We start from the raw sequence: 23,029 nt of genomic DNA on the forward strand, positions 1-23,029 counted from the left end.
GCGGCCCCCACAAACCAGAAACGGCGCCGCTCTCGCGACGCCGTCATATTCCCTGGTGCCCCCGGGCGGATTCGAAAACTCCCCCCGCGGGGAAATTGGTGACGCGGGTGTCGACGGCCCGAATCCGCCGGCGGCCCCCACAAACCAGAAACGGCGCCGCTCTCGCGACGCCGTCATATTCCCTGGTGCCCCCGGGCGGATTCGAAAACTCCCCCCGCGGGGAAATTGGTGACGCGGGTGTCGACGGCCCGAATCCGGCCCTTAGACCAGAAGAGCCCGGCACCGTGGTGGTACCGGGCTCGGCAAATCTCTGGTGCCCCCGGGCGGATTCGAACCGTCGACACCCGCTTTAGGAGAGCGGTGCTCTATCCCCTGAGCTACGGAGGCATGTTGTACTAGTGTAGCAGATTTGCTGCATCGCAATACGTCGTATGACCAGACTTCGAAGTTGCGGTGGAATAGTTCCTGCCTAAAGCATCTAAAGCCGCATTTAGGAACTATTCCACCGCAACTTATGAGGAGCTAGTTGCCTTTGTGAAAGAGGTTCTTGATGACACCGGGGATGCTCTTGGCGCCCTTGGCGGTCACATCGATAAAGTCGGGCGAGCGCACGAGCTTGTCCTCGTCGACGTACTTGCGGACCGCACGAAGCGTCTCTTTGTCGTCGCGCGTCGAAAACGTAAAGTGACCGTTGTCCTTGGTGAAGATGGCAAAACGCGTGATCTTCTTGGTGCCGCGTAAAACCTCGGCGGCAATATAGTCGACCTCGTCCCACGGGATTTGAATATAATCCTCGGGATTGCGCTCGTTATAGTACTCAAACGCCTTATTGCCCACCATTACGTTACCGTGACTGGTAAGCCCCATCAGGCAGGTTGCCGGCGTTGCCAGATCGACCGTGCTGTTCTGAGATTGCGCCATGCGCGCCTCGCCCTCCAAATAAAACAATCGGACCGCATCCAGTGTACCCACCGGGTGCGGTCCGTTTCAATGGCTCAAAAGCCCTTGCCTAGCAACTCTCGGTCTTAAGCCGAAGCGTGCTTACATGAAGCCGCAGACGCGACCGATGATGCCGACGGCGAAGAGAGCCAGGATGATGACGATCGGGCTGACCTTCTTCTTGAGGAGCTTGCAGACCAGCAGGGTCAGGCACACGGCGGCAAGGCCGGGGATGAGCTGATCGAGGTTAGCCTGAAGCGTGGTGACCTTCACCTGATCAAGGGCGTTAGCACCGATGGAGTTATACATCGTCAGTGCTTCCTTGACACCCTCAGAACCGGAGGGCAGGTTAGCCCAGTCGATAAAGGCGCCAGCAGACTGCGTGACCTTGGAGACGACCGGGGTGAAGGAGATGGACACCCAGCGCTCGACCAGGGCGCCGATGATGAACATACCCAGGATGGAAGCACCCTCGGTGACCTTGCCCATCAGACCGCCGGAGAGGTCCTTGGCGATGGAGGAGCCGACCTTGTAGCCAAACTCCTGCGTGTACCATAGGAAAGCGTAACGGATGATGTTCCACGCGAAGAAGAACAGCAGCGGACCGGCGATGCTACCGGACAGGGCCATGGAAGCGCCCAGAGCGCCCAGAATCGGGCGAAGGGTGAACCAGAAGGCGGGGTCGCCGACGCCGGCGAGCGGGCCCATCATACCGACCTTGACGCCCTGGATGGCGACGTCGTCAATCGGTGCACCGTTGGCGCGCTCCTCCTCGAGAGCGAGGGTAACGCCAATGACGGGGGCGGAAACATAGGGGTGGGTGTTATAGAACTCCAGGTGGCGCTTAAGAGCGGCAATCTGGTCATCCTTGCTGGTGTAGAGCTTCTTGATCGCAGGGATCATTGCGAAGCACCAGCCGCCATTCTGCATACGCTCGTAGTTCCACGAGCCCTGAAGGAACTGATGACGGAAGCAAACCTTCTTGCGGTCAGCCTTGGTGAGCTGAATCTTGTTCTCTGCCATATGTATCACTCCCCTCCTACTCGTAATCGTTCAGAATATCGCCGAGCGGGTCGCCGGAGCCACCGCCCATGCCGCCACCCTGCTTGGCCAGATCCTTAAGGCCAAGGTAGATGAGGGCAAGGGAGATGCCGATGAGACCAAGGGCGATCAGCGTGAGCTGAGGGATGGCAGCAAGGACAAAGCCGAGGATGAAGAACGGCCAGGTCTCCTTGGTGGCCATCATGTTGATGACCATGGCGTAACCGACGGAAGCGACCATGCCGCCGCCGACAGCCATGCCGCCGGACAGCCAGTCGGGCATAGCGTTAAGCGCGTTGGTAACTGCCTCGGCCGGGATGATGCACAGAAGCACTGCCGGGATGGCGATACGAAGGCCCTGCATAAGGATGGCAATGTACTGCCAACGCTCGATGCCGGCGAAGTCGCCCTTCTCGGCGCAACCGTCCATGGCGTGAGCGATAGCGGTAGCCAGGGTACGGCAGATCATGGTCAGGAACAGACCAGCGACCGACAGCGGGACAGCGACGGCGATAGCGGCGGTAACGGCCTTCGACGGATCGGTAGCGCCGCCGTTGAGGGCGAGCACCATGATGATCGAAGAGGCGACCGAGGCCAGAGCGGCGTCAGGCGCGACGGCGGCGCCGACGTTAGCCCAGCCAAGGGCCATCATCTGGAGCGAACCGCCCAGGAGGATGCCCTCCTGAAGATGACCGGTTACGAGACCGATAAGCGTGCATGCCACGAGCGGCTGATGGAACTGGAACTCATCCAGAATGCCTTCCATACCGGCAAGCAACGCGACAATCGCAACAAGCAGAATAGTGATTGCAGACATGTATCGGACCCTCCTTTACTATGCTTGAGCGGCCAGTTCGGCCTTAGCTTTCTTCAACATGGCGTCGAGATCCTCGGAGGAATCCGAAGGAACCTTGCGGACCTCGAACTTGACGCCCTTGGCCTTGAGGGCCTCGAGAGTCTTGACATCGTCATCGCCCATAGCGACGGCGTTGGTGACGACGACCTTGCCCTTGGAGTGAGCCATGGAGCCGATGTTGACTTCCTTGATGTCGACGCCGGCCTCGATGGCCTTGAGCAGATCCTGCGGGTTCTCAAAGAGCAGCATGGCCTTGGTGTCACCAAAGCGCGTGTCCTTGACGACCTCGGCCATCTTCTTGATGGGCACGACGTTGGCATGGACTCCCGGAGGGGCAGCCTGCTCGATCATGGTCTTGCGGAGCTCGTCGTGAGCAACGCCGTCGGAAACCACAATGATGCGGTTGGGGTTGATCTGCTTGGTCCACGTGGTGGCCACCTGACCATGCAGCAGACGGGTGTCGATACGGACGTGGGCAATCTTGATGTGCCCGTCGCCGATGACCGTTCCCGGAGGGATGGCGCCTGCAGGAGCAGCAGCGGCCGCAGCCGGCTTCTTCTCCTCGGGCTCCAGAGACTCGGGCTTGACGCGCACGCCAGCCTTGGCCTCAGTCACGAGATGTTTTGCGATCGCATGTGCAGTGTTCTTTGCGTCAAAGCGCTGCGAATATGCCTCGATGAGCATAGGCAGGTTGACACCGGTGACGATAGCCCAGGAATCGTGGCCCTCGATGAGCCCGCTGATCTGGTTGAACGGCGTGCCGCCCCACAGATCAACGAGGAAGAGCACCTGCTCCTGGTCCTCGAAGGAAGCGACTGCTTCCTCGACCTTGGCACGGAAGTCGTCGGGGCCCATGCTCGGCTCGAGCGAGACCACGGCTACAGACGGCTGATCGCCAAAGACCATCGAGCCCGTCTGCTTGATTCCAGCAGCCAAGTCCCCGTGGCTAGCAAGAACAATACTTACCATCACATAACCTCCTTTTTGTCTACGTATTTCCTACACGACATTAAGGAAGTATACCTGTTTGGTTTGTGGAATTATAGCTAAATTCGCAAAAGGTTGGTTTATTTGTTTAAACGTCTAGGTTTGTTACAAGTTGATTACTTTATTGCTTTTTGACTCATTACACGTCAAGGCGTCGCACATCAAGCCATGCATTTTACAGATACAAACAGGCTGTTCATTAATATCGATTTTAGGCAAGCGTGAATGCGCTTGTACTGCCGCTATTTTGTTTAAACAGACATAACTTGACTATTAGCGTGACTTATGCTCTAGCGCAAGTAGTCATTGAGGACGTTCTTAAACGACTAGTCGTTTAAGAACGTCCCCAACAACCAAGTTAGGCGATGTGGAGGGGGTTGGCGGCGTCGACGGCGTCGGGAGCGTCGGAAGGGCCATCGGGGGCAGCGCCTGCCGGGTCCTCGTCGGGGGTCTCGATCTGCTTGATCATGACCTCCTGGCCCTGCAGCAGGTATGTTTCGCCGCTGCCGCAATGGGGGCAGGTCTTGCCGTGCTCGACTGTCGAATAGTCGCGGCCGCACGCCTCGCAATGTGTCACGGCCTCGACGGGCTCCACAATAAGCTCCGCATCCTCGGTGATGGACTTTTTATCTGCCGCCCAGCGCCAAGCGTCGAGCAGCAAGTCGGGAACGACGCCCGAGACCTCGCCCAGCAGCAGCGTGACGCTCGAAACGCGACTCACGCCATTGGCGCGCGCCACGTTCTCAACATCGCGAATGATGTGATAAACGATTCCCAATTCGTGCAAGGTAGAAACCTTTCAACAACGGTTGATGCGATGCAAACTCAAAGCAAGGGGACGGCGAAATCTAGTCTGCGCCGTCCCCCTACCCGCCATGGTTACCTATTTACGACCGAACTTAATCTTGATGGCGCGTTTCAAAGCATACTTGCCCAGGCTTGGGAGCTTTTGCTCGTATTTGACCATCGTGGAGCACTCGGGGCGATCGCGATCCAGGTGGATGGCATCGAACGCGCACTTGGTAGTGCACAGACCGCAGCCGATGCACTTGTTGGGGTCGACGATCGAGGCACCGCAACCCAGGCAGCGGGCGGTCTCGGCGCGCACCTGCTCTTCGGTAAAGGTCTCGACGTACTCGCTAAACGGCGCGGCCTTCTCGCGCTCGCGGTCGACATGCGCCACCTCGCGGCTCGCGCTGTCGTAGCTCTCGACCACGACATCGTCGCGGTCGAGCGCGATGTAGCGGCGTTGATTGCGGCCGATGGTGAGCGTGGAGCCCGGCTGCACAAAGCGATGGATGGACACGGCGGCCTCGTGACCGGCGGCGATGGCATCGATGGCAAAGCTCGGACCGGTGTAGACGTCGCCGCCTACAAAGATGTCGGGCTCGGCGGTCTGATAGGTCTGAGGATCGGCAAGGGCGCCCTGGCCGCGGCCAAGCTCCACCTTGGAGCCAGCCAGCAGATCGCCCCACACAATGGACTGGCCAATCGACATGACGACACGGTCGGCATCGACACGGCGCAGATCGTTCTCGTCGTACTCGGGCGCAAAACGGCCCTCGTCGTCAAAGACACGCGTGCAGCGCTTGAAGGTGATACCGCACACACGACCGGTCTCGTCCAGGTGAACCTCCTTGGGACCCCAGCCGCAGCTGATGTGGGCGCCGTCCTCAACGGCCTCGCGACGCTCCTCCTCGCTGGCGGGCATCTGGGCCTCGCTCTCCAGGCAGAACATCTCAACGTGCTCGGAGCCCAGACGGCAGGCGTTGCGCGCGACGTCGATAGCCACGTTGCCGCCGCCCACCACGATGGTGCGGCCGGGCAGCGCGTCGATCTTGCCACTGTTGACCTCGCGCAAGAAGTCGACGGCCACGGTCACGTCCTCGGCATCCTCACCCGGAATACCGGCGAGGTGGCCGCCCTGGCAGCCAATGGCAACATAAAAGGCCTTAAAGCCCTGCTCGCGCAGCTCGTCGAGCGTCACATCGCGACCGACCTCCACGCCATAGCGGAACTCGGCGCCCATCAGGCGAATGATCTCGACCTCTGCCTCGATAACGTCCTTCTCCAGCTTAAAGCTGGGAATGCCATAGGTGAGCATGCCGCCCGGGCGCTCGTTCTTCTCGAACACGACGGGCTTGTAGCCCTTCTCGGCCAGATAGAAGGCACAGGACAGACCGGCCGGACCGGCACCGATGATGGCGATCTTCTGATCGAAGCCGCCAGCACGCGTCGGCGTCACCACGGGCGGGACATAGCGAGTCGCGGCATCAAGATCGCGCTGGGCGATAAACTTCTTGACCTCGTCGATAGCCACGGCGGCGTCCACACGGCCGCGGGTGCAAGCATCCTCGCAGCGGCGGTTGCACACGCGGCCGCAGATAGCGGGCAGCGGGTTCTCGCGCTTGATGAGCGCCAGCGCCTCGTCATAGCGGCCCTGTGCCGCAAGCTTCAGATAGCCCTGAACGGCAACGTGCGCGGGGCAAGCCGTCTTGCAGGGCGCGGTGCCGGACTCGTGCGTCTCGATACGGTTATCGTTGCGGTAGTTGGGCGACCACTTGGTGTGGTCCCACTTGGTGGCATCGGGCAGCTCCTGGCGCGGATACTCGGGCACCTGTCCGCCGGCCTTTTTGCTGCAGAGCTTCTGGCCGAGCTTGGCAGCGCCGGCCGGGCACACTTCAACGCAGCGACCGCAGGCCACACACTTGTCCTTCTCGACCTTGGCGACATAGGCCGAGCGCGAAAGATTGGGCGTGTTGAACAGCTGCGAGGTGCGCAGGGCGTAGCACACGTTGACGTTGCAGTTGCAGATGGCGAAGATCTTGTTCTCGCCGTCGATATTGGTGATCTGGTGCACAAAGCCGTTGTCCTCGGCCTGGCGCAAAATGTCGTAGACCTCCTCGCGCGTCACATAGTGGCCGCGGTCGGTCTCGACCACGTAGTCGGCCATATCGCCCACGGCAATGCACCAGTCGGCGGGGTCGTCGGCGCAACCCTCGCCCATCACGCGACGGCTCGCGCGGCAGCTGCAGGTGCTGGCGGCATACTTACCCTCGTATTTGTCGAGCCAATGCTCGATATGCTCGATCGGCACCGAGGTGCTCGCGGCGTCAATGGCCTTCTCGACCGGAATGACGTGCATGCCGATACCGGCGCCTCCGGGCGGCACCATCGGTGTGGCCTTGGACAGCGGTCCCTTGGACGCCTGCTCAAAGAACTTGGCGTAGACCGGGTGCTCTTCGAGCTGGCTCACGCGCATGTTGAGGAACTCGGCGGAACCCGGTACCAGCATGGGCAGCACCCACTGCTTGGCGCGCTCGGGATTTTCCCAGTTGTACTCGAGCAGACCCGTGTAGCTCATATCGTCGAGCATCTTTTCGATATCGGTCTCGGGCATGCCGGTGAGCTTGACCATCTCGGGCAGCGTATAGGGACGGCGCATCTTCATCTTGCAGAGCACTTCGGCCTGTTCGTCGGTCGCGGCCTCGGCAAACGACCAGTACTCGTAGCCCAGCAGCTCGTCGCGATGCAGCAGGCGGTTGGTGCAGTGCTCGCACAGCTTGACGATTGCCTCGCGCGGATGCTCCGGCAGCGGCGGCACGAACTCCGAACCGATATCGGGCTCGGTGTAGCTAATTCCCGGTCCGCTGAGAATCATGGTTGTCCCTTCTCTTGCCGCAGGCCGACGAGGCCGCAGCGCCCCTCTTTTTTTGCAGGCCGGGCATACCCCCATGCCGTTCACCCGCCATTGTTGACATTGTGTCAAAAATAGTATTGACGAACCGTCAACAATATTCAAGACTGTTAGGCGAACGGTCAGGCAAAAGAGGATGAAAGGCGGCAAAACATGAGCAACAACACAGCAGATACCTCTGTGGTCGATGCCGTCCCCGCATCCGATAGCGCGGCAAAGCGCCTGACGGGCGACGAACGCCGTCGCGAGATCCTCGCCGCCGTGCGCGCCGTAAGTTCCGAGCTGGGCGTGTCCCACCTATCGGTATCGGCCGTGACCAAGCGAGCCGGCTGCACGCGATCGCTGTTCTACCACTACTTTGCCGACATGGACGCCGCTGTCACCGCTGTTATGGACGAGGCGATCGACGGTTTTATCTCCGAACTCGAGCAGTGGAACGCCGGCCGCACCGTCGGTGATATCGAGGGCGCACTCGACACCGTCGCCCCGCTCTTTAAGCGCCTGGTCGCCAGCGGCCACGAGCTGCCGAGTACGCTTACCTCAAGCAGCGGCGCACTCTACGGCGGCTTTTTGCACAACGTGGTTCAGCGCGTGGCTCAGTACATCTGCGACACCACCGTGGTTGATTTTGTCGCCCATCACGAGCTGCGCATCGACCATGTCTACGAAACGTTCTACACCCTCATCATGGGTCTTTTGATGTATATCCGCACGCACCCCGATGCGCCCGACGAGACGGTCAAGGAAATCATCGCCTCGACGCTCCACATCGAGGGCTATACCGCCAAGTATCCGGAGCGCAAGCCCCAGAACTGACGACATTTGGCCAAACTGTCCGCGATCAGAAGAGGGGCCGCGGCCGTGTGAAAGGAGAGCAGCATGCTGTTCGATGTTTGGGGTAGCGATACCCTTATCCACTGGGCCGGCTGGGCCATGGTCTTTATTGGCCTGATCGTGCTCAACGAGGTCGGCCGCCGCACCAAGCTCGGCGCGGCCATCATCTTTGGCGTGGCTCCGCTGGCCATGACCATCTACTGCGTCGCCATCGCCATCGGCGTTTCGCAGGGTGCCGAGTGGGCACTCACCAACCCCACCCATGTGTACCAGAACAGCTGGTTCCACTACGCCAAGGTATACGCGGCGCTGGCCGGTTGCTGGGGCTTCATCGCCATTAAGTACCAGTGGGGAAAGATCGGCAAGGCGCATTGGTTCCGCGCGTGGCCGTTTGTGATCGTCGCCATCAACATCTTGATCGCCGTCGTGTCCGACTTCGAGAGCGCCTATCACTTCTTTGTCCTGGGCCAGTCCACTTGGGTCACCTCCGAAGGTGCTACGCAGCTGGCCGGCTGGAACAACGTGTTCAACGGCATCGCCGGTCTCATCAACATCTTCTGCATGACCGGTTGGTGGAGCGTCTACGCCTCCGAGGACAAGACCGACATGCTGTGGCCCGACATGACCTGGGTCTACATCATCGCCTACGATATCTGGAACTTCTGCTACACCTACAACTGCCTGCCCACCCACTCCTGGTTCTGCGGCTTTGCGCTGCTGCTGGCGCCCACCGTCGCCGCCTTTATCTGGAACAAGGGCGGCTGGATTCAGAACCGCGCCTTTACGCTGGCCATTTGGTGCATGTTTGCCCAGGTGTTCCCGTACTTCCAGGAGGAGTCCATCTTTGTGACGCACTCCACGCTCGATCCCGGCGCCGCCACCGCGGTCTCGGTCGCCGCGCTGGTCGCCAACGTCGCCGCGATCATCTACGTCGCCTACCGTGCCAAGAAGCTCGGCCGCAATCCCTACAAGCAGGATGTCTTTGAGGGCACCAGCGATTGGGAGAAGGCCACTGCCCGCCGCGCCAAGGTTGATTACGCGCACGCCGAGTAACGTGCCTGGCGCAGACATCGCTTGAGCGCGAAGCAGCATAGCCGGCTCCGCGCAACTCAACGCATTGCAGAGCCCCCGGAATGTGATTCGTTCGCGTTCCGGGGGCCTTTTGCTGCCGCGAGGATGCGGCCGAACGATGCGCTCAGGTTAAATCAAATCTTATATTTCATACGCGCTTTATATGGCTCCATTTTTGGGTACAGTGTTGAGCCGATATTGAGCTTGGGGGATATATGAAAGATGAGACGATGGGCCAAGAGGATGCGGCCCAAGATGCAGAAGCGTGTGCCGAGGCCCTGGAGAGCCTAGACCAGATCGCACTGGCCGAGATTGCGTTTGACGATTCGAGCGTTGATGTGCGGGATGAGCCGGAAATCGAGGCGCAGCCCGATGATCAGGATGCAAAAGACGATGGCGCTGCGCCCACCGAGGACGAGGCGGGGCACGAGGAATCCGAATGCGAGGCCGACGACCAGCCCGAATCCGACACGAGCGAGGAAACCATCTTGCTCGACAGCTTGCCGGCCGAAGATTCGCTGACCCGCGAGCTTCCCGGCCTGGGCTCCGCGCCTGCCGTGGACGAGACCATCGCCATGGGCGATATTCCCCTACCGTCCGTTCCTTCGGCACGCGAAGCCGAGGTTCGTCATCGTAAGATGCCGCCCAAGCGCCGCAACCTGATGGTTGCCGGCGTTGTGGCCGTCGCGCTCGTCGCCGGCGGCGCAGGCTATGCTGCCTGGAACGGATATCAGCAAGAGCAGGCTGCCGCTGTCGCCGCCAGTGCACACACGATGATGTCGGTGCAGATTGGCGTGCATGCCGCAGGGCTCGACTGCTCAACCGGCTCCAAGATTCCCGTACAGGTGAGCGGGCAGGATTCCGACGGTTCTTCCGTGAGCGAAACGCTCTACGTTGACGAGCATGGTCGCGGCATTAAGCTGCTGCCCGGCGATTACACGCTCTCCATTGCTGGATCCCCCATCGCGGAAGACGGCACCATCTACACTGTCCCGACTACCAAGGCGCAGGTCACCATTAAGAGCGATGGGCAGGATTTGAGTGCCCAGGCCACCTTTAAGCTCAAGGTGCCTTCGGCCGACACGGTAACTGACGACCAGATCGATACCGCCGCCAAGTATGCCGAGGAAGGCGGGGTGAATTCCGCCGCGGTCGCAAAGGTACTCCAGCAGGCGGCAACCGCGCGACGCGACGCCGCAACCAACGCCGTGAGCTCCCGCAAGGCGCAGGCGGCCCGCGACGCCGATGCTCGACATAAAGCAACGGACCTGTATCAGCTCGATATTCCCGTTGAGTGGTACGGCAAAGTCGCGACTTGGCAAAACGGCAGCACGCTGTGCATCTATCTTGCCGGCGACAGCGATACGCCGATTGTGACGCTCGTCGCGGTGCGCGACGGCGAGACCTTTACCCCCGACGACGGCGATACGGTTTTGGGCACGGTCAGCCTAGGCAACGGCTACACCGTCTATGCGAGCGGTCCTGTCTATCCGTATGTGATCCCGCAAACCATCAACGGGCGCACGCAGAGCCCCGTGTCGACCTACCCCATGGATACGGCGATTGAGCTTGTCGAGCTCACGACCGGCAACCGCTACACCTATAGCCAGATCAAGAACGTGCTGGTCGGCAAAGACGGCAAGGCCGACGCCGCCACCAAGCTCGAATGCGACTACCTCGCCCAGATTCTGATGCCGAGCATCAAAGCCCAAGACTAGCCGGGCGCATCATGGTGCTCCCCAACCGTGATAAAGGGGCCAGGAGGTCCTGGCCCCACAGATCCGTAGATGATTAGGCAAGGAGCCACTTCCATGCGGGAACAACGTGTACCACACCGTGCTCGCATGGAATATCGGCCTGCTCATCCATGGTAACGATTGCCGACTCGCCAAGATCGAACTGGGCCATCGAGGCATCAAGCGCGGCAATTTCGCGCTCGCGCGTTTTCTCACTTGCCATATCCACACTCACCTGAATCAGGCTATAAGCCCGCATGAGAAGTGCGTCCCCAGCCACAAAGTCCACCTCATGGCTTTTGCTCTTCTCTTTGATCAGCAGGCGGCAGACCGATCCGATCCTCACCGCGGGAGTCCTTCTTCTTAGCGCGTTGAACACTGCGGTCTCGAGTCTCTGGCCTTGGTCCAATGCCGATGCGGGAGAGAACGCTCCGAACATCGCGGGATCGACAGCGTAGACTTTAGACGCAGACCGCGTATTATTTGCAAGTGAACGTGTGAACTCCGGCACCGAAAACAACAGGTAGGCATCCTCGTAATACTCGAGTAAATCGCTGAGCGAATTACGGCTGACGGGTATCTGTCTGCTCTTGAACTCGTTGTACACTTTGTTCACCGACAGCTCTCGTCCCGAAGATGCCATACACCGCGTCAGGAACAGAGATGCCAGGCGAGGGTTCTTGACGTCGTAACGTTCAACGACGTCCATGGCGACCGTTCGCGAAGCATATTCCTGTAGCAGCTGAATCGCGTCTGCGGGCGTCTGCTCAAGTGTCGCGATGAATCCCCCTCGTTCAAGATATCCGATCAGATGATGTCGAAGCAGCGCCGCATCGCTTGGGGAAAAGGTCGCATCTGGCTCGAAAACGCTCCCCGTCTTATATCGAACGTATTCCGAAAAACTCAACGGAAAAAGCTCTCGTATAAGAGAACGACCCCTGAACTCGCTCTTAAGTTCTGAGGACAGCATCTTAGAAGAGGATCCCGTCACATAAACGGTCGCTTTCTCCGTATCGACTACACGCCGCAGAAACGCACCCCATTCGGGAATTTCCTGGATCTCGTCAAAGAAAATGTAAGCGCCCTCGCCTCGAGCAGCAGGATATAGCGCATGGAACGTATCGAGTACATCCGCGAGCAGCGATGGCTCATACGGCCGCAAGCGCTCGTCCTCAAAATTGAAATATAGCATCCGGTCAAGCTCGATGCCTTGATCCTGAAGCCGCCGCATCTCCTGGTACAGGCGATACGTCTTTCCACAACGACGGGTTCCCACAATCACATGTACGATATTGTCGCGCTTTGGCTCCTGTGGGTTTCCCAGATCAAGGTCTCGCTCAAAGACCTGCGGAACTCCCTGTTGCTCAAAGTCCTTTATTTTTTGGGCCACCAAGTCGTTGAATGCCATGATTCTCCAATCTTGCTCTTTTACTAATCAAGATTATATTGATTCTTGATTAACGAGAGAGCAAGATTGCGCGCAACTTGATTAATAGAACCACAAAGCATCAAGAGAGAATACACTGAAAATAAGCAGAGCCACTGGTTGACAAAACCACAGCCCCCGTCCGACGCACCCACCAAGGTCGACTGGAATGACCCCGAGCACGTGCATGCCGTCGACTCGCCGCCAGACTCACGACATCGGCTCATTGTTGGACGGAGACCGGTCCGACCGCGATGGATGGCCTCAAGCGGATCCATGCGATCATCGAGAGCGTCACGGTGCATTGAACAGGGGAGGGAATAGACGATGATTGCAATGATTGGCCGGCGGAGACGGTGAAGCGCATAGCGGCGGTGATCCGCGAAGGACTCGCCACCCAGATCACATCAGGTAATCTCACGTCGCAGGACATGAACGGCCATCGCGTGATCGCCGTGGACGGACCCGACAGCGGCGACGTCAAGACCATATACGAGATCGTTGGCCGAACGCTCGGATGGAATTCGGATGCCAGTGACGGGAACCGCCGCAGCGATTCCCGCGTGGACGCTGGGCGTTGGCGTGACTTCGTTCCCATCGGAGTGATTCATTACGGAGGAACCTCATCGCCCGCCCCGTACTTCGACGTGAAGAACGCGTTGTTCTACTCATGCAGGAGACGACGGAACGCCATGGTCACGATGATGGTGGGACGACCCGTTGCCCATCGCGTCCACCAGTATCAGCCGTTTCGGATCCAAATCGGTGCGGGCGTTGCTGACCGAACGCGCCCATTCTGATCCCGTGGTCCTGTCGGTATCGGAGTCGTCGCCTTTGCGTTTGAGACTCGAATCGTATCCGATGAGGATCTTCGACAACGGTTTGGCGATGTCGTTGTCGATGTTCTTCGACGACTATGGTGATTCGGAACCGAGGTCCTTGTCGTTGATGAACGAGTTGCCGGGATCGAGATAGGTCAGATGCGTCAGTACGGCGAGGTCACGCGCGTCCACGGCCATGATTATTCACCATCCTTGATGATCTCGGGGGCTGAGGCGTCCGCGCTGGCGGTGAATCCTCCCGTATACCAGGAGTCCCACGCGGGCGTCTCCGTCGAATGGCGCATAGCGTCCCGTGCGGCCCCGATGGTAAATTCGGCGCCGTCGATGCGTGTGATCTGCACGATCTCGTAGTGAACGTCCAGCCCGTCTTTCCGCATGGCGGTGATGAACGCCGATGCGAATGCGGCAAATCGCTCACGGTCCGTCACGGTTTCCGGGGAGATGTAGATCTCCATGCTGCCAACGAAATACGAGGCGAGATCGTCGACGGCGGCGGACGGCGACAACCGCCATTGGGTCTCATTCTTCGGACCGGTGGGGCTGCTAATCCGGTAAACGCAGTCGAGATCGGGATGCGCCGCAAGGAACCGGTCGATCCGTTCCGTGAGATGACCGTTGTATTCGTCCCGGCGCAGCGCCGTGAAATACGTGTCCGCGACATACGGACCGAGATCGTTCCCGTCGGCACCATCGCCTTCCATATAATCCACTTCGAACACGTCGCCTTGCAACGGCCCCGATGCGGGCGTCACGTTGATCCACCATGTCGGGTCAAGTAGTTCCGGACGGTGGAATCCTTCTGATGCACGGAATTCCACACCATACCGCTCCGACATCCGGTCAAGCAGCGTCTCCGCCAGCGTGACCAGACGGAACAGTTGCGAGTCGGGCCAACCATCCTTCATACCGGCGACGTTCGCGTCCCGCTCCTGTCGATCGTTCAGCAGCGCCTTCGCTATCGAGATCTGCCTCGCTGTGGGTGTGACATCCATGTCGTATCTTTTCTTCGCGTATGGCGGCCAGTCCGAAAACGTCCCATTTCCGGTACCGCCGGCGCTCGGCCCGTTCGTATCCGCATCGGCGTGATGCGTGAACCATACGGGTTGAGTGCATCCGGTGAGTCCCGCGGCGATGGCGACGAGCGTCGCCATCGCCGCGGCGCATGCCGCCAGCCGTCGTCTACCCGCCCAACTCATTGGTCTTTCCATACGAGCCAGAGGATGAGACCGACCGGGCCGATGAGGAACGAGGCGACGAAGCCGATGATCGCCATCATGTTCCATTTCGGTTGTGGCCCGTATGTTTTGCTCGGATACTGCCCATACAGACCGGGAATTCATCATCGGATTGGTCATCATATTTTTCTCAGCAAGTTCTCGCCATGGATATTGCTTATATGCGCTCCCGCTACGTATATGCACCATAGCGCGGATCGGACGGCAAAGGGAACCGCGGATCGCACTGATCCGGCCACGAGACGGGTCCCGCATACGGATACGGCAGCTCACACCGCAACTGCTCGTAATACACGCGATATGCCTTGAACAGTTCAAGCTCCAACGTCGCAGGCACGCCGCCTATGGCGTAACGGAAATCATCGTTCGCATCCGGCAGTTGTTTCCAGCACAGGGAGTTCACCCACACATGCAGACACCCGTTCCATACGATCCAACCCGGCTTCATGCGGAAAGAGTTCATCAGCCGCACCATCGCCTGCGACGGATTGCCGTTGTAGGGCGGCATGAACGATGGGTCGTCGATATGACCAAGCGAGCATGTGGAGAACGATGTGAGGCCGGTGTCTTCGGTGATGGGGAACGGGGCGCGCAAAACGCTGACGTCCATACGCCTGCTGCTGTCCCCCTTGTCGCCGATCTGTCTGGGGAATGGCCGCACCGGAGCGCAATACCGGCAAGACACAGTACTTGCCGAATGATTATTGAACGCATAACTGGACGCGCATGTGTGCAGCAATGGAATCGGCAGGTCGAATGCCTCGTGTTTGGCGCCGAAATGATCGATGCTCGCATCCCGGCTGCGGCTCCTCCAATGCATCCTACTCCAGCCCGGACGGTTCGCCCGCATATATGCCAGATAGCCCATCGCACGACCTCCGGTTCCATAGACAATGGTAAGAACCCAATTGTATCCAAATCACCATTCTCATCGGATCAGGCCTCGGCCATTGTTTATTCCCTTTCCGTGTTCTTCCTACCGTGAATGACGACCATGCGAGGGGTGCGGGAACCGGCGGATACCTCTGCGCGGGCTGCTGCGGCATAGGTGGCCTCGTATACGAGACTGGTGCCGGTGGATACTGCCAACTATCCTCGCTTCTCCGGAGAGTAGCAATCATCGGCTTCCCGTTGATGATGCACCGGGTCTTCGCCCTCTACTCGGAATCCCATTCCCGGAAGCTGCCCACCTGATGCGTGATATCGGCATCCACTAGCCCCGGATAGTCTCCGATCGGTTAATCGTCGAGCACGGCAATCTTGATGCCGGAACCATCGACGCCCTGCTTCCACGCGTTCCGCGCCACGTCGTTCTCCACCGGCCGACGCCAATCGGATGCATATGGTTATCAGTGTTGGTGTAAAACTCGGTTCTCGAGGGTAGCCGCAGGCTGCCCGAGGAGCCGAGAATCGCCTAGAATGCCGCCATTCTAGCTCATGTCAGGCCGCCTTCCCGCCGGGAACGGGGCTGTCGGCCGCGACGAGCGCGATGATCCCGGCAGCGTGCTCCGCGGCGGTGCCCCCCGTAGGCGGGCGCGGGCGCGTTGACCTCGGCGCCCTCCACGGCCCTGCCGATGGAGTCGTCGTCGAGCCGGCGGCGGCCGGCCCAGTCCTCGTCCATCTCGGCGAACACCGCCCCCATCATCCTGATGGGCGACTTCCTGCTGGGGAACACCTGCACCACGCGGCCGCGGCGCCTGAGCTCGCGGTCGGTGCGCCCCTGCACGTTGTCGGCGCGAAGCCTCACGCGGTGCCCGTAGGGGAAGTCGAGGTAGGCCGGCGCGCCGGCCTCCGCCTCCTCGAGCACCTCGGCCGCCTTGGGGCAGAAGCCCTCTATCCGCCCGGTGGCCAGCTGGTACGGCTCGCGCACGAGTTCGGGGTCGCGCTCGGCGAAGACGGCCTTCAGGATGCCGGGCACGGCGGCGATCGCCGCGCGCAGCTTCGGGATCCTGAGGTTGATGGCGCCGACGCTAGCGGCGAGCGACGCTCGCGGTAGCTGTTCCTCTGGTTGCCGGCCTCGCATGCCTCGTCGGCCCGGGCGCCCATGATCTCGTTGACGAGCGACTCGGCCATCGCCCTTATGAGCTCGGCCATGTTCACCATGCCGTCGTCGAATCTGGGTATCTCGCCCGTGATGCCCGCCTGCTACTCTAAACTTTCCATGGTGGCCATCGTCCTTTCTTCGAATCCTTTACTTCGCAATAAAAGATTCTAGGAGATGGCCGCTTTTTCCAGCGGTCAGACGAAGTGACGCTTACACCAACTTTGGGGACACGATCCTCGTCTATGGCTTTGTTGACCATAAGTTTCTCTGGCTTTTAGTCTGATCCCTCGGGATCACGGGCGCTCTCCCGACGGTTGGGTCGTACATGCAAAGGCAGAGACCACATCCCGTTACCGTACAGACGATTCAGCTTCTTTGCATGACGCGCCCTTCAACGTCTTGTTGCACTCCATTCCTTTGCCCCACACCGCCCTGCCCACCACATGCCGTACAGACCCAACTCCGGACCCAGCTCCGTTCCAGATCTTGACAGTCCGCCTCTGCGGCCGCAACCACCTCTCACGGGACGGGGAGTCCGCCTAGAATATGCCGTCTGAATTAATGCCTAAAGTCTAACGCCAGGGGTCGGCCTCGAACATCGGCTCGCGCTCGGGACGGCGATCACTGTAGGGATCGTAGCCGTCATCGTCCTCGTTCTCGGCGCGAATGTAAGGGTCGCGCGGCTTGGACGCGGGCTTAGGCGCAGGCTTGGGTGCGGCAGGCGCGGCGTCGGCTACCGGTGCATTCGTCTCGTTCTCGTCTTTCATCTGAATAGCTCCTTGCCATGTGGTCACGTTCAACTTCATCGATTGTCGCACGAAAAAGGGCGGCGGACCCAATTTGGATCCGCCGCCCTTGGCGTTCGGCTCAAAGTGAGCCTTCTCCATCTCGTCGAGCGTGGTCGCGCCGCCTTTTCGTTCCCCGTCGGCCGTCCTACGCAGCCAATACCACCACGAGCAGCATTTTGAACGGGGTGATGCCACGCACCGCGTGCGGCGCGCCGGCGGGCATGACGATGCTCTCGCCCGCCCCCAGCTGATGCGGGACGCTGTTGACCGTAATTTCGCCAGTACCCTCGAGTACCGTGATGAGCGCGTCGCCGGGCGCCGCATGGCTGGACATGCCCTCGTCGGCGTCGATGGCGAAAACGGTGATTTTGGTGGCCGGCGCCTGCGCGAGGGTGAGGCTGTTGACCTTGCCGCCTTCGAGCTTCACCTGCTCGGCCAGCTTGAAGACAGTCTCCTTCTCGATGTTCTTGATGAGCTCTGCCATGGTTGTTCCTTTCTGCGATGGCTTTCTTTTGATAGACGTCCCCTTATAAGGATAGCTGCAGCAGCTTGATGGCACCCGCAGGCTCCACGGCATGCCGCACACCTGCGGGCACGAGGAGCACCTCGCCGGCGGCAAGTGGCACGGGCGCGCGCCCCTCCTGCGCGAAAGTGATGCCCGCGCAGCCTTCAAGCAGGTAGTACATGGTGTCCGCCGGGTACTCCTCGTCCGAGACGCTCTCCCCCGCCGCAAAGGACAGCAGCATGATCTGGCATACGTCTGAGAGCCGCGTGAGCGAGCGGCTCGAGACACGACCGGGCTCGGCGTCGTCGATGAGTGACGTCAGCGGGCGCGCGACGTCGGTCGGCAGGTTTCGTAGCCCCATGGGGCCTCCTTTCTAAGATGGCACCTATATATAGTAAAGGTACGAACGAAGTTTCTCGATGTTCGAAGTGTCGAGCGTGCCGTCGAACGCGAGGCGCAGCACCGGCGCGCTGGCGGCCCCACCGCGCTCGATGTCCTCCCGCGCCTCGTCGTTATCGGCCTTGAGCCGCAGGATGGTGTCGACGTTCTCGTACATCGACGCCACCGTCACCACGCCCGCCGAACGCAGACGTTCAAGCGCGACCTTAGCGAAGCGATACCGCGCACCGGCTCCGCGGAAGCGCGGGATGCCTGCATCCGCCGCGGCAATGAGCTCGCCCGGATTCACGGCGAACGAGCTCGAACCCGCGCCGAGCACATTCTCAAGGGCGGCCGAGAGCGCAGCCATCTGGCAGCGAAAGGCATCGAGCAAAGACGCGCGGTCCGCCAACTCGTCCGCCGGGACAGCAAAGGGATCGGCCGGCACTTCGACGGCGGACACGGCATCGGAAGGTATAGAGGCAGGGGCCGCGGCGACACCCGCCCGCGTCCCCGGCTCCCAGGGCATGCCCTTCACCCCGCTGCGAGACCCCTGCGAAGAGTCCTGCTCCCACTCGTCTTGCCACATCATCCAGAAGAACTCCGAGAGCGGCATGCGCGCGAGCCGATAGCCGCGCTGCGCGACCTCGTCCCACAGCTCACCCGTAAGCTCGTCGACATAGACCCAGGGCCACTCCCCCACCAAGGCGAGCCGCCTGACAGCATCGGGGGCATCGCCCCCTGCGAACTCCGCGACGAGCCGCGCGATCCGCGGCACGTCCAGCGAGGAAGCGCCCCCGGCGACAAGCTGCTCCACGCAGGCGCGCACGAAACCAGCCCGCCTCGACACCGGCAGCGCATTGGCGGCATCGCCCGCAAGTAGCACGCCGAAGAGCTCGGAAGCCGCCCCGCGCCCAGCCGGCGGTTAAGCTCCCAGGGAAGGACCTCGAAACGCGGTGCGGCGATTGCCACGTCACCGTGGCCGCGCTGGCGCAGCACCGCGCGGACCACGCGGTCATATTGGTTATCGGCCTCGGCGCCGCAGGTGGCAGGCAATGCCAGCGAGAGCGGCCCCGGGCCGGCGACCTGCTCCGCCACGAGCGCCGCGCCCAGGAACGCCGTGAACGAGCCATACTCCTTGGTGGACGTCGCCGTACGCCCGGCCTCGAGTGCCACGGCGTCGAGCGGGATCGCACGGGCGTCGAAGCCCCGCGCGCGCAGCCATGCGGCCGCGAGGTCGCCGTACGCGCCCACCCTGGGCACCGCCACGGGTACCGCGGGATCGAGCGCCTCGCCACCCTCGGGTATGACGGAGAGCGCCATCGAGGGGGCGGCGCAGTCGGCACCGGCGGCGCCCGCCGCGCACGCGACCCCGCCAGCCGCATCCCGGTGCACGCACGACGGCCTAGACACAGCATCGGCCACGGCCGCGGCCGCGCCAACACCCGCAGGCGAGCTCACCCGCACCGCGTCCTCCTCAGAGAGATGCGCCAGCGCGTTCAGGAACGCCTCCACGCGCGTGATCACGCCCACGCGGCTGAAGTGCTCATCGCACTCGATCGTGAGGTAGGGCTTCTCACCCATCTCCTCGGCGAAGAGCTTGTCGAGCATGGTGTCGGGACCGCAGCCGTGGTTGGTGAGGTACACCGCGAAGAGCCGCGAATCGCGCCGCACCATCTTGGCGCCCGAGAGGATGTGCTGCCCAAACGGCCAGCAGATGCCGGGGTGGTCAGCCGAGACATCGATATCATGCGCGTGCAGGTGCCCGAGCGTGATGACCTTCTGTCCACGGTCCAGCAGAATCTCGGGGATTCCCATGTTGAGGGCACCATCGGAGATACCGTAGTTGCGCGTGATGAGCACGAGCACGCGCTCCCCCGGCGCGAGCGAACCCAAGAGCTCGTCGCCCAGCGCCTCGGTCTTCTCACCAAAGGACGTGACGGCAAAGCCGCCCGCCATCATGGCCACGGCCGCCTCCTGGCGCGCATGGCCCAGCCGCTCGCCCAACCCCAGCAGCGCCTGCGCCATGGCCTCCTGGCCAAAATCCATGTCGAGCAGGGGGTTCAGTAGCTCGATGCCGCGCCGCTCCAGGCAGAGGGCGTCCGCCACCAAGCGCGGCGCCGTCTGCATATAAGGGCATGCGTAGTTGTGCGCCACACGCGAGCTCGCGTGCCGGATAGTGTGCAGGCTCGGCATGAAGATGTAGTCGGGTTCGCGCTCCGCGAGCCACGCCATGTGCCCGTAGATGAGCTTCACGGGATAGCAGGTCTCACCGCGCGCGTTCTCCTGTGCCAGGCGGACCTGCTCCTCGGTGGTATCGGGCGAGAGCAGCACGTTGTAGCCCAAGCGGGAGAAGTAGGCGTTGGCGAGCGGGAACAGGCGGTGCAACATGAGGCAGCGCGGGATGCCCACGGTCTTCTTGGCCGGGTCGATCTTGCCCGTGTAGCCCTCGAGAAAGAGCTCCTCGGTCTTTTTGTAGAACGCACGGTTGAGTGCGACTGCGTGCTCGTCCACGCCGCGCCCCGCGGCTGTCGTGCCGGAAAGATCGAACCCCTTGAACGCCGTGAGCTCGAAACCCGGCTTCGCGGCGGCATCGGCGGCCATGAGGGCCGCCCCCACCGCACCCGAGATGGCGAAGTTGGGCGACACCGTGAGCGCGTCAGGGTAGAACGACCGGAACGCCTCCACGATCGCGGGGTTGTAGGCGACGCCGCCCTGCAGCACGATATGCGACCCCACGCGCTTGCCGCCCACCACGCGGTGCAGGTAGTTGCGCACGATGGAGAGGGCAAGGCCGGCGGCTACGTCGCGCTTGGCGGCACCGGCGGAGAGGGCCGCACTAATGGCGCTCTCCACGAAGACCGTGCAACGCTCGCCCAGATCGACCGGTGCTTCGCTCGAAAGCGCGAGCGGTCCGTACTCGGCGAGCGGTATGGCGAGACGAGCGGCCTGCTCCTCGATAAAGCTGCCCGTTCCGGCAGCGCAAACCTTGTTCATCTGAAAGTCGGAGACCTGCCCGCCGGTGAGCGCGATGAACTTGGAATCCTGTCCGCCGATCTCGAAGACGGTGTCGACCTGCGGGTCGGCATGTGCCGCGCCGGCAGCCTGGCAGGTGATCTCGTCCACCACGGCGTCGGCGCCCACGAGCTTGCCGATGAGGCTGCGGCCGGAGCCCGTCGTGGCCACGGCGCGGACCTGCACCTCGGAACCCAGGCGGGCGGCCAGCGTTGCCAACCCCTCGCGCACGGCACGGCGCGCGTCGCCGCCAGTGCGCAGGTACTGGGCATTGAGCACGCGGCCACGGGGGTCGAGGAGGACCAGGTCCGTCGAGGTCGACCCTACGTCGATTCCCAAAAACACCGGGATGCGGCCGGTCAGGGGGTCGCGCTCCCAATCCTCGCGCGACAGCACGGCGAAGCCCTCGCCGGGACGGCACCCGCCGTCCGGCAACGGTGCCAAACGGGGCAGCTCGCTCGCCTGGAAGCGCGGGTGGTCGAGCACACCGCGCAGGGCATCGAGGGTCGCCGCCCCGCCGCCCGCCGCCGCGAGCTTCGAGGCATGGAGCGCCGCGCCCGCTGCCTGGAAGAAGAGGTTCCCCTCGCGTGCAATGAGCCCATCTTCGCCCAGCTTGAAGACCTCGCGCACGGCTCGCACCACGCCGGCGTTCAGCAGCACCCCGCCCGAGAGCGCCACGGGCGCCTCCACGGGCAGGCCGCGCACGATGAGCGCCTTGTAGCTCTTCACCATGGCGTAGCAGAGGCCGAGCAGAATGTCCTCCACGGGGACGCCCTCCTGCTGGCGGTGGATGATGTCCGTCTTGGCAAAGACGGCGCAGCGTCCCGAGATGCGTGGAACCTCATGTCCCTCGGCGCGCCCCACAAGTGCAGAGAAGTCCTCGATCCTGAGCCCCAGGCGGGTCATCTGGTCCTCGAAGAACGAGCCGGTACCCGAGGCGCAGCTCTCGTTCATGGCGAACTCGGGCACCGCCGCCGCGAGCCGGCAGACGAAGTAGGCGTTCTGACCGCCGATCTCGATGACCGAGCGGGCCTCCGGCGCCAGGATCTGTGCGCCGGAGGCAATGGCCGGCACGTCCTCGAGCACGGGCAGCGCGGCACCCGCCTCGGCGAGCGCACCTGCCCCCGAGCCCGTCGCCGCGATGCCTCCGCAGCCCTCGGGCGCCAGCGCCGCGGGCATGCCCGCGAGCAGGTCGCGCAGGCAGGCGACGGGATCACCGTAGTGCGGCCGCCGCGTGCTCCAAAGCACGGCCGGCGCGCCCCCCGCACCCGCGCCCTCCACCGCGGCTGCGCCCGTCCCGAGCGCGACCACCTTGACCGAGCTCGCGCCCATATCGATTCCCAGCGTGTAGTGCTGCGTCATAGCCATACGAAGACCCCTCCGCCCCCTCTCGGCGCCTCTCCCGTGCACAAAGCCCTACGCGCGCGCCGCGCGATACCCCTCGTATTCGGCCAGAAAGGCGTCACGGTCGAGCTGCCGCACGTTCACCACGTCGTCAAAGGTGACGAGCTCGGTGATGGGGTTGTCCACGGTGAAGGGGAAGCCCTTGCTCACCAGGAATTCGGCGAACAGGGGGTCCTCGGTCGCGATTTCACGCATGGTCTTGGTGCTATCAAACATAGTTGTCTCCTCATC

General features: G+C 61.9%; 21 protein-coding genes and 1 tRNA gene. 5 read left to right on the plus strand and 17 right to left on the minus strand.

Annotated features, from left to right (window positions below; genetic code table 11):
• Positions 1-311: 311 nt before the first annotated feature.
• The 7 genes from AAAX59_RS05335 to AAAX59_RS05365 form a co-directional block, all read right to left on the minus strand.
• Positions 312-387, minus strand: a tRNA-Arg gene (locus AAAX59_RS05335).
• A gap of 135 nt (positions 388-522) precedes the next feature.
• The gene (locus AAAX59_RS05340; protein ID WP_349071014.1) at positions 523-921 is read right to left on the minus strand and encodes a DUF956 family protein; all 399 of its coding nucleotides are present in this window, start codon (positions 919-921) and stop codon (positions 523-525) included.
• 120 nt (positions 922-1,041) lie between these two features.
• Positions 1,042-1,962, minus strand: coding sequence for a PTS system mannose/fructose/sorbose family transporter subunit IID (locus AAAX59_RS05345; protein WP_343006488.1), 921 nt, complete (start codon positions 1,960-1,962; stop codon positions 1,042-1,044).
• Positions 1,963-1,978: 16 nt separating this feature from the next.
• The gene (locus AAAX59_RS05350) at positions 1,979-2,797 is read right to left on the minus strand and encodes a PTS mannose/fructose/sorbose transporter subunit IIC (RefSeq protein ID WP_271739911.1); all 819 of its coding nucleotides are present in this window, start codon (positions 2,795-2,797) and stop codon (positions 1,979-1,981) included.
• 18 nt (positions 2,798-2,815) lie between these two features.
• The gene (locus tag AAAX59_RS05355) at positions 2,816-3,805 is read right to left on the minus strand and encodes a PTS sugar transporter subunit IIB (RefSeq protein ID WP_148332486.1); all 990 of its coding nucleotides are present in this window, start codon (positions 3,803-3,805) and stop codon (positions 2,816-2,818) included.
• 376 nt (positions 3,806-4,181) lie between these two features.
• On the minus strand, positions 4,182-4,610 hold the full coding sequence (locus AAAX59_RS05360; RefSeq protein ID WP_349071015.1) for a hydrogenase maturation nickel metallochaperone HypA: 429 nt from the start codon (positions 4,608-4,610) through the stop codon (positions 4,182-4,184).
• Between the two features lie 96 nt (positions 4,611-4,706).
• Positions 4,707-7,484 (minus strand): FAD-dependent oxidoreductase, encoded by a 2,778-nt coding sequence (locus AAAX59_RS05365; protein WP_349071016.1) that lies wholly within the window; start codon positions 7,482-7,484, stop codon positions 4,707-4,709.
• 189 nt (positions 7,485-7,673) lie between these two features.
• On the opposite strand from AAAX59_RS05365, the gene AAAX59_RS05370 reads away from it, so the two are divergent.
• The 3 genes from AAAX59_RS05370 (at position 7,674) to AAAX59_RS05380 (ending at position 11,143) form a co-directional block, all read left to right on the plus strand.
• Complete coding sequence (locus tag AAAX59_RS05370; RefSeq protein ID WP_349071017.1) at positions 7,674-8,336, plus strand: TetR/AcrR family transcriptional regulator; 663 nt, start codon at positions 7,674-7,676, stop codon at positions 8,334-8,336.
• Positions 8,337-8,399: 63 nt separating this feature from the next.
• Positions 8,400-9,407, plus strand: a complete 1,008-nt coding sequence (locus tag AAAX59_RS05375) for a DUF5692 family protein (protein ID WP_349071019.1) — start codon at positions 8,400-8,402, stop codon at positions 9,405-9,407.
• Positions 9,408-9,640: 233 nt separating this feature from the next.
• Positions 9,641-11,143 carry a hypothetical protein gene (locus AAAX59_RS05380; protein ID WP_349071020.1) on the plus strand — a complete coding sequence of 501 codons (1,503 nt, stop codon included), beginning with the start codon at positions 9,641-9,643 and terminating at the stop codon, positions 11,141-11,143.
• 73 nt (positions 11,144-11,216) lie between these two features.
• On the opposite strand, the gene AAAX59_RS05385 is transcribed toward AAAX59_RS05380, so the two are convergent.
• On the minus strand, positions 11,217-12,569 hold the full coding sequence (locus AAAX59_RS05385) for an ATP-binding protein (protein WP_349071021.1): 1,353 nt from the start codon (positions 12,567-12,569) through the stop codon (positions 11,217-11,219).
• Positions 12,570-12,943: 374 nt separating this feature from the next.
• Here AAAX59_RS05385 and AAAX59_RS05390 point away from each other — a divergent pair, with 374 nt between their 5' ends.
• Positions 12,944-13,387, plus strand: a complete 444-nt coding sequence (locus AAAX59_RS05390) for a hypothetical protein (protein WP_349071022.1) — start codon at positions 12,944-12,946, stop codon at positions 13,385-13,387.
• A gap of 221 nt (positions 13,388-13,608) precedes the next feature.
• On the opposite strand, the gene AAAX59_RS05395 is transcribed toward AAAX59_RS05390, so the two are convergent.
• The 3 genes from AAAX59_RS05395 to AAAX59_RS05405 form a co-directional block, all read right to left on the minus strand.
• On the minus strand, positions 13,609-14,625 hold the full coding sequence (locus tag AAAX59_RS05395; RefSeq protein WP_349071023.1) for a hypothetical protein: 1,017 nt from the start codon (positions 14,623-14,625) through the stop codon (positions 13,609-13,611).
• A gap of 211 nt (positions 14,626-14,836) precedes the next feature.
• Positions 14,837-15,532, minus strand: coding sequence for a hypothetical protein (locus tag AAAX59_RS05400; protein ID WP_152074175.1), 696 nt, complete (start codon positions 15,530-15,532; stop codon positions 14,837-14,839).
• A gap of 567 nt (positions 15,533-16,099) precedes the next feature.
• A complete protein-coding gene (locus AAAX59_RS05405; protein WP_349071024.1) occupies positions 16,100-16,687 on the minus strand; it encodes a transposase in 588 nt (195 codons plus the stop codon).
• 21 nt (positions 16,688-16,708) lie between these two features.
• Here AAAX59_RS05405 and AAAX59_RS05410 point away from each other — a divergent pair, with 21 nt between their 5' ends.
• Complete coding sequence (locus AAAX59_RS05410) at positions 16,709-16,879, plus strand: hypothetical protein (protein ID WP_222837963.1); 171 nt, start codon at positions 16,709-16,711, stop codon at positions 16,877-16,879.
• Between the two features lie 401 nt (positions 16,880-17,280).
• On the opposite strand, the gene AAAX59_RS05415 is transcribed toward AAAX59_RS05410, so the two are convergent.
• From AAAX59_RS05415 to AAAX59_RS05440, 6 genes are all read right to left on the minus strand, one after another.
• Positions 17,281-17,475, minus strand: coding sequence for a hypothetical protein (locus tag AAAX59_RS05415; protein ID WP_226798361.1), 195 nt, complete (start codon positions 17,473-17,475; stop codon positions 17,281-17,283).
• A gap of 166 nt (positions 17,476-17,641) precedes the next feature.
• Positions 17,642-17,980 (minus strand): cupin domain-containing protein, encoded by a 339-nt coding sequence (locus AAAX59_RS05420; RefSeq protein WP_152074177.1) that lies wholly within the window; start codon positions 17,978-17,980, stop codon positions 17,642-17,644.
• A gap of 43 nt (positions 17,981-18,023) precedes the next feature.
• A complete protein-coding gene (locus AAAX59_RS05425) occupies positions 18,024-18,362 on the minus strand; it encodes a cupin domain-containing protein (protein ID WP_152074178.1) in 339 nt (112 codons plus the stop codon).
• A 24-nt stretch (positions 18,363-18,386) separates the two neighbouring features.
• On the minus strand, positions 18,387-19,082 hold the full coding sequence (locus AAAX59_RS05430) for a hypothetical protein (RefSeq protein ID WP_349071025.1): 696 nt from the start codon (positions 19,080-19,082) through the stop codon (positions 18,387-18,389).
• Positions 18,968-22,762 carry an acyl-CoA dehydratase activase gene (locus AAAX59_RS05435; RefSeq protein WP_349071026.1) on the minus strand — a complete coding sequence of 1,265 codons (3,795 nt, stop codon included), beginning with the start codon at positions 22,760-22,762 and terminating at the stop codon, positions 18,968-18,970. Before AAAX59_RS05435 ends, AAAX59_RS05430 begins: the two co-directional genes overlap by 115 nt.
• A 48-nt stretch (positions 22,763-22,810) precedes the next feature.
• Entirely contained in the window at positions 22,811-23,014 is a 204-nt protein-coding gene (locus AAAX59_RS05440; protein WP_349071027.1) for a hypothetical protein, read from the minus strand.
• Positions 23,015-23,029 lie beyond the last annotated feature (15 nt).

It is taken from the genome of Collinsella sp. CLA-ER-H2 (genome assembly GCF_040092405.1).
In the GTDB taxonomy this organism is placed as follows: Bacteria; Actinomycetota; Coriobacteriia; order Coriobacteriales; family Coriobacteriaceae; genus Collinsella.

Excerpts from the sequence above, each read along its gene's own strand:
- AAAX59_RS05340 (WP_349071014.1), bottom strand. The coding sequence starts at position 921 with ATGGCGCAATCTCAGAACAGCACGGTCGATCTGGCAACGCCGGCAACC.
- AAAX59_RS05345 (WP_343006488.1), bottom strand. The coding sequence starts at position 1,962 with ATGGCAGAGAACAAGATTCAGCTCACCAAGGCTGACCGCAAGAAGGTT.
- AAAX59_RS05350 (WP_271739911.1), bottom strand. The coding sequence starts at position 2,797 with ATGTCTGCAATCACTATTCTGCTTGTTGCGATTGTCGCGTTGCTTGCC.
- AAAX59_RS05355 (WP_148332486.1), bottom strand. The coding sequence starts at position 3,805 with ATGGTAAGTATTGTTCTTGCTAGCCACGGGGACTTGGCTGCTGGAATC.
- AAAX59_RS05365 (WP_349071016.1), bottom strand. The coding sequence starts at position 7,484 with ATGATTCTCAGCGGACCGGGAATTAGCTACACCGAGCCCGATATCGGT.
- AAAX59_RS05370 (WP_349071017.1), top strand. The coding sequence starts at position 7,674 with ATGAGCAACAACACAGCAGATACCTCTGTGGTCGATGCCGTCCCCGCA.
- AAAX59_RS05375 (WP_349071019.1), top strand. The coding sequence starts at position 8,400 with ATGCTGTTCGATGTTTGGGGTAGCGATACCCTTATCCACTGGGCCGGC.
- AAAX59_RS05380 (WP_349071020.1), top strand. The coding sequence starts at position 9,641 with ATGAAAGATGAGACGATGGGCCAAGAGGATGCGGCCCAAGATGCAGAA.
- AAAX59_RS05385 (WP_349071021.1), bottom strand. The coding sequence starts at position 12,569 with ATGGCATTCAACGACTTGGTGGCCCAAAAAATAAAGGACTTTGAGCAA.
- AAAX59_RS05395 (WP_349071023.1), bottom strand. The coding sequence starts at position 14,625 with ATGAGTTGGGCGGGTAGACGACGGCTGGCGGCATGCGCCGCGGCGATG.
- AAAX59_RS05400 (WP_152074175.1), bottom strand. The coding sequence starts at position 15,532 with ATGGGCTATCTGGCATATATGCGGGCGAACCGTCCGGGCTGGAGTAGG.
- AAAX59_RS05405 (WP_349071024.1), bottom strand. The coding sequence starts at position 16,687 with ATGCGAGGCCGGCAACCAGAGGAACAGCTACCGCGAGCGTCGCTCGCC.
- AAAX59_RS05410 (WP_222837963.1), top strand. The coding sequence starts at position 16,709 with ATGATCTCGTTGACGAGCGACTCGGCCATCGCCCTTATGAGCTCGGCC.
- AAAX59_RS05415 (WP_226798361.1), bottom strand. The coding sequence starts at position 17,475 with ATGAAAGACGAGAACGAGACGAATGCACCGGTAGCCGACGCCGCGCCT.
- AAAX59_RS05420 (WP_152074177.1), bottom strand. The coding sequence starts at position 17,980 with ATGGCAGAGCTCATCAAGAACATCGAGAAGGAGACTGTCTTCAAGCTG.
- AAAX59_RS05425 (WP_152074178.1), bottom strand. The coding sequence starts at position 18,362 with ATGGGGCTACGAAACCTGCCGACCGACGTCGCGCGCCCGCTGACGTCA.
- AAAX59_RS05435 (WP_349071026.1), bottom strand. The coding sequence starts at position 22,762 with ATGGCTATGACGCAGCACTACACGCTGGGAATCGATATGGGCGCGAGC.
- AAAX59_RS05440 (WP_349071027.1), bottom strand. The coding sequence starts at position 23,014 with ATGTTTGATAGCACCAAGACCATGCGTGAAATCGCGACCGAGGACCCC.